This is a genomic window from Roseobacter sp., from assembly GCF_024639605.1.
Classification (GTDB): domain Bacteria; phylum Pseudomonadota; class Alphaproteobacteria; order Rhodobacterales; family Rhodobacteraceae; genus Roseobacter.
In genome coordinates this window covers 1-7,110 of record NZ_JAHEHZ010000158.1, presented here as the reverse complement: position 1 = coordinate 7,110, position 7,110 = coordinate 1, and the positions used below count along the sequence as shown (strand labels likewise).

General features: G+C 61.8%; 8 protein-coding genes and 1 pseudogene. 2 read left to right on the top strand and 7 right to left on the bottom strand.

Annotated elements, in window-relative coordinates:
- From Q0M35_RS15910 to mbfA, 5 genes and pseudogenes are all read right to left on the bottom strand, one after another.
- A pseudogene (locus tag Q0M35_RS15910) lies at positions 1–190 on the bottom strand (HAD family phosphatase); the annotation flags it as partial.
- A gap of 23 nt (positions 191–213) precedes the next feature.
- Positions 214–669: a YaiI/YqxD family protein gene (locus Q0M35_RS15905; protein WP_295317037.1), complete on the bottom strand. Its 456-nt coding sequence runs from the start codon at positions 667–669 to the stop codon at positions 214–216.
- Positions 666–1,496 (bottom strand): S-formylglutathione hydrolase, encoded by an 831-nt coding sequence (gene fghA, locus Q0M35_RS15900; RefSeq protein ID WP_295317036.1) that lies wholly within the window; start codon positions 1,494–1,496, stop codon positions 666–668. Before fghA ends, Q0M35_RS15905 begins: the two co-directional genes overlap by 4 nt.
- Before the next feature lie 62 nt (positions 1,497–1,558).
- Positions 1,559–2,488: an AEC family transporter gene (locus tag Q0M35_RS15895; RefSeq protein WP_295317034.1), complete on the bottom strand. Its 930-nt coding sequence runs from the start codon at positions 2,486–2,488 to the stop codon at positions 1,559–1,561.
- Between the two features lie 31 nt (positions 2,489–2,519).
- Complete coding sequence (gene mbfA / locus Q0M35_RS15890) at positions 2,520–3,494, bottom strand: iron exporter MbfA (RefSeq protein ID WP_295317031.1); 975 nt, start codon at positions 3,492–3,494, stop codon at positions 2,520–2,522.
- A 148-nt stretch (positions 3,495–3,642) separates the two neighbouring features.
- Between mbfA and Q0M35_RS15885 the strand changes: the two genes are divergently transcribed.
- Complete coding sequence (locus tag Q0M35_RS15885) at positions 3,643–4,260, top strand: TetR/AcrR family transcriptional regulator (protein WP_295317029.1); 618 nt, start codon at positions 3,643–3,645, stop codon at positions 4,258–4,260.
- A gap of 86 nt (positions 4,261–4,346) precedes the next feature.
- Positions 4,347–6,008, top strand: a complete 1,662-nt coding sequence (locus Q0M35_RS15880; RefSeq protein WP_295317027.1) for a DNA polymerase Y family protein — start codon at positions 4,347–4,349, stop codon at positions 6,006–6,008.
- A 113-nt stretch (positions 6,009–6,121) separates the two neighbouring features.
- Here Q0M35_RS15880 and Q0M35_RS15875 read toward each other — a convergent pair whose 3' ends face one another.
- Together Q0M35_RS15875 and Q0M35_RS15870 are read right to left on the bottom strand one after the other, a co-directional pair.
- Positions 6,122–6,550, bottom strand: a complete 429-nt coding sequence (locus tag Q0M35_RS15875) for a DUF4399 domain-containing protein (RefSeq protein ID WP_295317025.1) — start codon at positions 6,548–6,550, stop codon at positions 6,122–6,124.
- Between the two features lie 414 nt (positions 6,551–6,964).
- Entirely contained in the window at positions 6,965–7,081 is a 117-nt protein-coding gene (locus Q0M35_RS15870; RefSeq protein WP_295317038.1) for a hypothetical protein, read from the bottom strand.
- Between the last annotated feature and the right edge of the window lie 29 nt (positions 7,082–7,110).

The window sequence follows — 7,110 nt, the reverse complement described above, 5'->3', positions numbered from 1 at the left end:
TGGCATAGATGGTTTCGGTAAAAGGGTGTCCCTGATCGACCAGTTCGTTCATGCCGTGCAGATCCACTTCGGCAAACATCGCGCGGCGACGCTCTTCGCCGATTTCGGCATCGTAAAACCGTTCGGGCTGCCATTCGATCAGGACATTGCCGATGTCGAACACAACGGCTTTCGGGGTGGTATCTGTCACAGATCGCTCCTTTTTGCGCAAAACTAGCGCGCGGTCTGCGCTGCACGCAAGGCACGTTCCAGCGCGTCGAGAAACCGCGACCGGTCAGCTTTGGTGAAACCCTTGCCCCCACCCTGGCGGAAAGGATCCGCCGCGCGCAGATCAGCCATCAGATCGCGGGTGGCCAGGACGTTGCCGATATTGGCCTGTGTCAGGGGCTCGCCATTGTGTTTGAGCACTTTCGCGCCGGCCTCCACGCATTTTGCGGCAAGCGGGATGTCCCCCGTCACGACCACATCTCCGGGGCCGCAGCGTTCCGCGATCCACATATCCGCCACATCCGGTCCGTCGTCGACCATAACAGTCTCTACAAGCGGGTTTTGTGACGGTCGGAGTCCCCCGTTGGAGACCACAAACATACGAATTCCGTGCCGTGTTGCGACCTTTTCCGCCTCTGCCTTTACCGGGCAGGCATCTGCGTCGATGTAGAGAGCCGTCATGCGTAGAGCGCGTCGGCGTGGAAGGCCACGTGCTCTTCCATAAAGGTCGAGATAAAGAAATAGCTGTGATCATATCCGGGCTGCAGGCGCAGTGTTGCCTGTTGCCGGCGGGCGCTGACAGCTTCGGCAAAGCTCTCGGGTTTCAGCAGATCGATAAACTGATCGCTGGTGCCGGTGTCGACGAGCACAGGCCCGTCAAAGCCATACTCGCGCATCAGCAGGGTGGCGTCGTGGGCGACCCAGGCGGCTTCATCCTCGCCCAGATATGCGGTGAACTGTTTACGGCCCCAATCGCTGGCCGTGGGGTGCGCTATCGGCGCAAAAGCGGAAACGGAACGGAAGCGCCCCGGCAGGGACATCGCAATGGTCAGCGCACCATGTCCGCCCATCGAATGGCCGGTGATCGCCTGGCGGTCCATATCAACAGCAAAGTTATCACCCAGCAGAGCGGGCAGTTCTTCAGTCACGTAGTCCCACATCTGATAGTGCGGCTTCCAGGGATCCTGGCTGGCATTGACGTAAAAGCCCGCGCCCTGGCCCAGGTCATAGGCGTCGTCATTTGCCACACCCTCGCCGCGCGGCGAGGTGTCGGGGAAAACAAGCGCAATGCCCTGCTCGGCAGCCCATGACTGCGCGCCTGCTTTGGTCATCGCGTTTTCATGGGTGCAGGTCAGGCCCGAGAGAAACCACAGGAGTGGCACCGGACCGTCACGCGCTTCGGCGGGCAGGAAGAGCCCGAAGGTCATGTCGCAGGAGCAGGCCTCAGAGGCATGGGTATAAACCCCCTGTGTGCCGCCGAAACAGGCATTTTCCGAGATGGTTTCCATATGCGTTCTCCCTCGCTGCTTGCGGTTGTGGCTAAAGCCTCGGCGGCGGCGGGGCAAGTCCCTTAGGGGGTGGTAAGCGCTGCGATGATGCCGCTGACGGTCAGGATGCTGACGATGGTCGAGACAAGAATAGCGGTTGAGACCCGCTGTGGTGCCACGCCGTAGTGCTGCGCAAGAATATAGACATTGCCGGCGACCGGCAGTGCGGCGGCGGAAATGACTACTGTCGCGGTATAGGGGTCGACCGGGAAGAGCCAGATCACACCAAAGGCGACAAAAAGCGGGTGCAGCCCGAGTTTGCAGAATGTGAGCCAGGCGGCGGTCTGCATTCGTTCTGCCGATTTTCCCGAGAGCGACGCCCCGATGGCAAAGAGCGCCCCTGGCGTTGCTGCACCGCCGAGAATTGTGAGGAAATCATTCATTGGCGCGGGGACCGGCAGTTGCAGCCCGGCCCATGTCAGCCCGGCCACCACCGACATGATCATCGGGTTGCGCACCAACCCCAGACCGACCGTGCCAAAGGTGCGCATGCTGAGCCTGCCTTCGCGCGAGAGGGTGATCAGAATCACGATGAGACCGGAAAACACAATGAGATCAATGCTGACGGTCATAACTACCGGGCCGATCGCGGCCTCGCCCAGCAGCAGGGTCAGCATGGGGATGCCCAGAAAGCCCACGTTCCCGATTACCGCGCACTGCGCCTCGACGGCGGTGACCTCAAGGCTTTGTTTGCGCAGCATCGCAACGATTGTGGCAAGCAGATAGACCGCGATGGTCCCGGCGAGGTAGCCCAGCACGAGGTTGCCGTCCCAGACGTCTGAGAGTTCGAGGTTGGACGTAAAGCGGAAGATCATCGCCGAGAGGGCGAAATAGAACACGAACTTTGTCAGATAGGCCGTGGCCTCTGCGGTGAAAAAGCGTGTGGCCCCGGCCCAGTACCCCAGCCCGATCAGCGCAAAAAAAGGTACTGTTTTGAGAAAGATTTCAATCATGTAACCGGTGTGCCCGGATCATGAGTCAAGATCAACCCGACCCGATCAGTACCCCGGCGGCAAAGACCAGTGCGCCTCCCAGTACGACCTGAAAAGCGGCACGAAAGAAGGGGGTTTCCATGAATTTATTCTGGATCCAGGCGATCGCCCAGAGCTCGACAAAGACCACGATGATGGCGATGACAGTGGCCGTCCGGAAGTCGGTGATCAGATAGGGCAGGGCGTGGCCGAGCCCGCCCACAGTTGTCATCACACCAGAGGCGATCCCGCGTTTGACGGGAGAGCCGCGGCCCGAAAGCTGCCCGTCGTCGGAGGCTGCTTCGGTGAAACCCATCGAAATGCCCGCGCCCACCGAGGCTGCGAGGCCCACCAGAAACGTGGTCCACGTATCCTGCGTGGCAAAGGCGGTGGCAAAGATCGGCGCCAGCGTCGAGACCGATCCGTCCATAAGGCCCGCAAGGCCAGGCTGCACCCAGGTGAGAATAAACTGGCGCTTGGCCGCGTCTTCTTCGCGATCCCGGGCGTCGCCGCCGAGGTGTTTCTGTTCGAGTGCTTCGGCGGTGTTCTGGTGGCCGGCCTCGGCGGCGGCCAGATCGCCCAGCAGCTTGCGGGTCGAGGCGTCGGAGGTGCGGGCGGCGGCTTTGAGGTAAAAAGCTTCTGCCTCGCGTTCCATTGCTTCGGCTTCGGCGCGGATCCGCTCGAGGCCGAGGTTTTCCACAAGCCAGACGGGGCGGCGGTTGTAATATCCTGCCACATGTTCGCGCCGGATGAGCGGTATGACATCGCCAAATCGTTTCGTGTGCAGGTCGATGAGCCGCTTTCGGTGCGTATCCTCTTCGGCGGCCATGCCCTCAAAGACCTTCGCGCTGTCGGGGTAATCGGCCCGCAGACTTTCGGCATAGCCGCGATATATACGGGCGTCGTCTTCCTCCGAGGAAATCGCAAGCGCCAGAATCTCCTGTTCGCTCAGGTCAGAAAAACGTTTGCGTGAAAAAGAAAATCGCATGGGAAATGCTCCGCTTCAGACCGGTTTAATGGTGATTCCGCATCTGCACAATCAACTTTGAAGACAACTTTGCCACACGTCATCCGCGATTCTGCTTGGAACTGAACCGTTCGGTTTATACTGTGGTGACATCAGTGCCGGAGACCCGATGACCAACACCGCCGAGACCATCCGCAAGGGACGCAAATTTGACCAGGTGCTGGACGGCGCGCGTCGGGTGTTTATGGCGGACGGGTTCGAGGGAGCCAGCGTGGATGAGATCGCGCGGGTGGCCAATGTCTCAAAGGCCACGCTCTACAGCTATTTCCCGGACAAACGGCTGCTTTTTATGGAAGTGGCCAACCGGGAATGCCAGCGTCAGGCGCATGGCGCGCTCGACAGCATCGACATGCAGGCCGAGCCGCGCGCGGTGCTGCGCCAGACCGGCGTGCATTTTCTGACTTTTGTGACCTCGAAGTTCGGCCAGCAGATTTTCCGGATCTGTGTTGCGGAATCCGACCGGTTCCCGGAGCTTGGGCAGCGGTTTTACGATTCCGGCCCTGCGGTGTTCCGGTCGGTGATGGCTGCGTATTTCAAAGAGGCTCAGGGGCGTGGCGAGCTGCAGATTGATGATTTTGTCTTTGCGGCTGATCAGTTCGGTGAGCTGTGCAAAGCGGCCGTCTGGGCGCGGCTGATATTTGGCGTGGTGCAGAGCGTCAGCCCGGAGGAAATCGCGCGGGTGGTCGATGGCGCGGTTGAAACCTTCATGGCGCGCTACGGCACCTGACAAAAGACTCGACCCGTGCGTTTCCGCGCGCTAGTTCTGAAAAGAACAAAAGAAGAACAAATTTCGGAAACGTCTTTGCTGCCACAATGACCGATCGACGGATTTTATCCCTGTGGTTCCCGCGGATGGGGGCCGACCGGCTGATGCGCCGGGACCCGCAACTGCATGCGGTGCCGCTGGCTGTGGTCGAAGAGCAGGGCAATATGCAGGTGTTGACATCGCTGAATACGGCCGCTCAGGGCTTTGGCCTGCGCAGCGGTCAGCCGGTGCGCGATGCCCATGCCATGTGCGAGGGGCTGATCACCCGGGCCCGCTCGGTGCAGGGTGAAGCGGCGTTTCTGGCGGTGCTGCAACGCTGGGCCGGCAAGTTCAGCCCCTGGGTCGCGACCGAGGCCAGCGACGGACTGGTGGTGGATCTGACCGGCTGCGCGCATCTTTTCGGCGGTGAGGAAGCGCTGCTGGAAGTGGTTCAGCAGGATTGCAACGATCTTGGTCTTGCTGTGCAGATGGGGCTTGCCGATACCCGCGGGGCGGCCTGGGCGCTGGCCCGTTTTGCCGGGCAGAGTGCAGGGGCCTATCGTTCCGGCGATGCGATTGATCAGGAAGCCCGCGCCACCCGGTCGCGCGCGGGCAAGCGCCGTCACTGGACCCGCGGCGGGGTGGCGCCTGTGATCAGAACCGGACCGGATCAGGCAACGCACCGGATTGCCGCGCCAGGCCAGAGTTACTCGGCGCTGAGCGCGCTGCCGGTGGCGGCCCTGCGGCTGGATGCGGACCTGGTGGTGGAGCTTGCGCGTCTGGGGCTGCGCCGGGTGGGCGATCTGCTGGGGCAGCCGCGTGCGAGCCTTGCGCGCCGTTTCGGGCGTGGGCTGGTGATGCGCATGGATCAGGCGATGGGCTCGGCGCCGGAACCTGTCTCGCCGGCAAAGCCGCCGGATCATTTTGCCGTGCGCCTGACCCTGCCTGACCCAATCGGGCTTGAGGATGATATTCTGGCCGGCATTGACCGTTTGCTGCCTCGTCTGTGCGAAAGCCTGAAGGACAAGGGGCGCGGCGCCCGGCGGGTCCGGCTCCAGGCCTTTCGCAGTGACCACGATATCCAGTCGGTCGAGGTCGGTCTGGCGCGGCCCTCACGCGATCCGGCGCGCATCCGTCCCCTGCTGGCGTTAAAGCTCGGCAGCATCGATGCGGGGTTCGGCATCGATATGCTGCGGATAGAGGCGGTGCAGACTGAGCCCATTCACAGCCGCAGCGCCGTGGGCCATCTCGAAGCGGGTCATGTGGTGAACAAACGTCTGGCCGCCAATACCGCGGTGGATGACCTGATCGGGCGGATCGGGGCGCGGGTTGGCATGGAGCAGATCACGCGGCTGCATCCGGCCAGAAGTCATATCCCTGAAAAGACCAGCAAGGTGCTGGCGGCGGCCTGGTCAAACCCCTGGAAGGAAGACTGGCCCGCGGCGCGCACCCCGCGCCCCCTGCTGCTGTGGCAGCCGGAGCCGGTGCACGCCCCGGATGTCCCGCGGGTGCCACAGGTCTTTCGCTGGCGGGGACAGACGCTGACGCGCCACCGGGCCATCGGGCCGGAACGGATCTCACCTGAATGGTGGCTGGATGACCCGAACTGGCGCAGCGGCGTGCGCGATTACTGGGTGACCGAAACCGAAGACGGCCAGCGGCTCTGGCTCTTTTACGGACACGGACACCTGATGTCGTCGGGGTGGTTTTGTCAGGGGGCTTTCGCCTGAGCCGGCGGGCGCCGCTTGTCTTGCGGCAGTGATCGTCAGCCCGGATGCGGCAGACCGCCTGGTCTTCGCGCCAGGGGTATGATGCGCCACCCCGGGGGGGATGGCGCAGGTGCTTATTCCACAGTCACCGTGATTGCTTCGCTCATCACCGGCGGGTCGTGCGGCACGTGGCCCATATCGCCGAGCAACAGGCGAAGTGTATGCGTGCCGGCGGGCAGCTCCCTGGTCACCTGGGTCTGACCACCGCCGAAATGCACGATCTGATCCGTGGCCGGCAGCGCTTCGTTCATATCAACGTCCCCGGGGTCAGTGTTGATCAGCAGGTGGTGGTGGCCTGTATCATCCACGTCAGTGCCCGCAGGCGCCACGCCCATCCCCCTGAGGCCAAAGACCAGCGTCACCGGATTCGACACCGTCGCCCCGTCGGCGGGCGAGATGATATAAACTGTCGCCCCTTCGGGCGCTTCGGTGCGGTGGCCATCCGCAATTGCCACGCCTGCGATCATCAGGGCAGCGGCGGTGGTTGTCAGAAACTGTTTCATCGGGTTCCTCCCATAGAGCGCGGCCTCCCGGGCCGGCGTCACAACAAGGATAGCGCGCGTGCCGGGAGAGGCAAAGCGCAGGAAATTACGAGATGCCCGGAGGGGTATGCAAACGGCACACCGGAGGAGCGACCTTCCCGGGCAAGGTCGCCTCCGCGCGGTGCACTGACCGGATGGGAAGCCACAGAAACAGTGAAATCAATCCCCTGTGTATTGAGCTTCTGTGAGAAACAAACACTGTGCGTTCAGTAGGTGGATGAATAAGTACGTATGCGTATGTAGGTTCGAATTTAGATATTATATTCAGACATTTATGTATGCAGAAGAAAAATACTACTTCAGATTATAACTCTTCAGGAGAAAACTTCCGAACATCCCGGGCGTGCGATGACGCCCGGAAGCAGCACCTCTTTTTCAGGTGCTGCGGCGGTCTATGATTCGCACGGCCTTACCCTCGGACCGGACCACGCCACCGGGCTCCGCCACATCAACAGTAACGCTTATTCCGATAACTTCCTTAATGAGGGACACCAATGCAGAACCAGCGGTCGTTTTCGCAT